Origin of the sequence: Lactobacillus sp. Sy-1 (assembly GCF_019303535.1) — a bacterium.
Taxonomy (GTDB): Bacteria; Bacillota; Bacilli; order Lactobacillales; family Lactobacillaceae; genus Nicoliella.
This window is the reverse complement of record NZ_JACCIU010000001.1, coordinates 478,811-481,085: the sequence shown is the minus strand read 5'-3', so window position 1 is coordinate 481,085 and position 2,275 is coordinate 478,811. Positions and strand designations below refer to the sequence as shown.

The window sequence follows — 2,275 nt, the reverse complement described above, 5'->3', positions numbered from 1 at the left end:
AAAGTATCCCCCTTAAATATTGACAGGAATTATAGACATTGAACAAATAATCTAGTACATAATCTACACCACTATATTTTATCACTTATTTAATAATAATTCATATATTAGCCTTTAGTTTCATTAAATTCATTTAAAAAAATAGGCTGTTGAAAGCCGATTTAAAATCGATTTCAACAACCTATTTTTTATTATTTAGGGGTAGTTAGATAAACTTCACAAATTTCTTGTTACTTGTGACGTACTTACCGTTTCCGATGTAGAAACGAGTTAAGCCCTTGTAGTTTACTACCTTATTAACGTGAACCTTGGAACCGAGCTTATATAGCTTCCCATTATTAGAACTAAAGGTCTTGCTACCATGAACCCGGATGCCCTTACTATTAATTACCTTAACCGTATTAGACTTAGCACTCGTCATTTCACCCTTACGATAGTAAGCGTTAACGATGTACTTCCGATTAGCAGTTAGGTAACCCTTGATGTTCGTGTCACTTCCATGACTCTTAACATAGTAACGAACCAGACCACTCTTGGAAAGTGAGATCTTAGTTACCTTAAACTCAGAAATCTTGTTTCGAGCCTTCTTAGCAAAGCCCTTCACAGTTTCACCCTTGCTAAAGGTAGGGTTAGTGTGAACGTAGAGTCCCTTTACATTGTAGATGTAAAGTGGGTGCTTCTTCAACTTCGCATTGAATTCCTTAACGTATCCAGCCTTGTATCCAGCAGACTTACCAACTAAGGATTCCTTAGCATAGAAGGTAGCTGAATTGGCTGCAGCCTTCCCAGCAGCAACCTGCTTGAGATAAGCAGCATGCCCCACTTCGTATGCCTTGTTGTAGTCAGTTTCATAAGCAGCAGCATAGCCGGTGAAGTCCTTCTTAGCACTCTTACCCTTGTAAGCATCCCGATATCCATCGTAAGCCCCCTGGTAAGTTGGTTGGTTAGCATATTCAGATGCCTTCCCACTACCAGCCTTAGCAGCGGCTAATCCTTCATCGTAATAGTTAGAATCAGCAGCAGACGAAGCTGATGAACTTGCACTAGATTGACCTGAGAAGATGATCTTAGCAGCAGCGATAATCGTTTGATAATCACTGGCCGCCCGGCTAGCAGCAGAACTAGCTACGGACGTTGCTGATGAAACTACCGAGTTAGCACTTTGTAGTTGTGAAGCAGCAACGGCAGCACTAGATGAGGCAGTAGATGCAACGGAGGCATAACTATTACCAAGTGATTCTTCACCACGTGAGTAAGCTAATGAAGCAGCATTAGCGGCTGAGTTAGCAGTAACGGCAGCACTATTGAATGCAGCAGCAGCAGCCGATGCCACGGTAGCAGCGCTATTAGCGACTGCTGTAGCGACACTTGCCTGGCTGTTAGCAATGATTGCATCTGCAGATGCAGAAGTAATCATTACAGCAGCCGATTGAGCAGCTGAAGCATAACTAGCTAATGAGGAGTTATTAGAAGTCTTAGCTGCAAGACTAACGGCTTGGCTAGCAACTTGTTCAGCAGAACTAGTTGGTAGTGAAGTTTCAGAAGTACTGTAGCTAGCAGCCACTGAGTAGCTGTTGGCCATGTTTACATTCGCACTTGTTAAGCTAATGCTTTGAGCAACATAACTAACTGCAGTGTTAACTGACGATGCGTACTGACTAGCCAAGTTAGGCAGGTTAGTAATGTACTTAGCACCAGAAAGTGCACTTTGCGCAGCAGAGTTTGCGGAGGTAACCACTACAGATGCAGATGTCGCAACTGATTGAGCAACACTAGCGGCAGCAGCAGCGGAACTAGCAATCGTGTTGGCAGCTGAAGCAGCACTGTTATAAGCACTAACAGCACTATTAGCTGAATTAATTTGGGAATTCAACGAAGTAACTCCTGCATAATCACCAGCACTGGCAGCCGAAGCAGCTTGACTTGCAAGTGATGAAGCCACCTTAGCTTCTGAGCTAGCTTGACTATTAGCAGTCGAAGCTTGGGCATTAGCTGAACTAGCGACACTCTTAGCTGATTGAGCAGTGGCGTTCGCACTAGTAACTTGACTAGCAGCAGATGATGCAACCACAGCATCTGAAATAGCTTGGCTAGCATATGATTGGGCACTGGAGTTTTGTTGTGCACCAGATGCAATCACTAAAGCAGACGTAGCAGCGCTTTGAGCAGCACTCGATGCGACCTGTGCTTGTGAATTATTAGCACTAACCGAACTAGCAATTACGGTTGCGGTCGAGTTAGCAGAAGCCGCGCTAGCAGCCTTAGCAGAAGCAGA

1 protein-coding gene (only partly in view) is annotated in these 2,275 nt (G+C 43.9%); it reads right to left on the bottom strand.

Annotation, left to right across the window (positions count from 1 at the left end; all coding sequences use genetic code 11):
- Positions 1-205: 205 nt before the first annotated feature.
- Positions 206-2,275, bottom strand: the 3' end of a protein-coding gene (locus tag HZL42_RS01855) for a DUF5776 domain-containing protein (RefSeq protein ID WP_219054012.1). 25,071 nt of this gene lie beyond the right edge of the window; 2,070 of the gene's 27,141 nt are visible here — the last part of the coding sequence; its start codon lies beyond the right edge, outside the window; its stop codon occupies positions 206-208.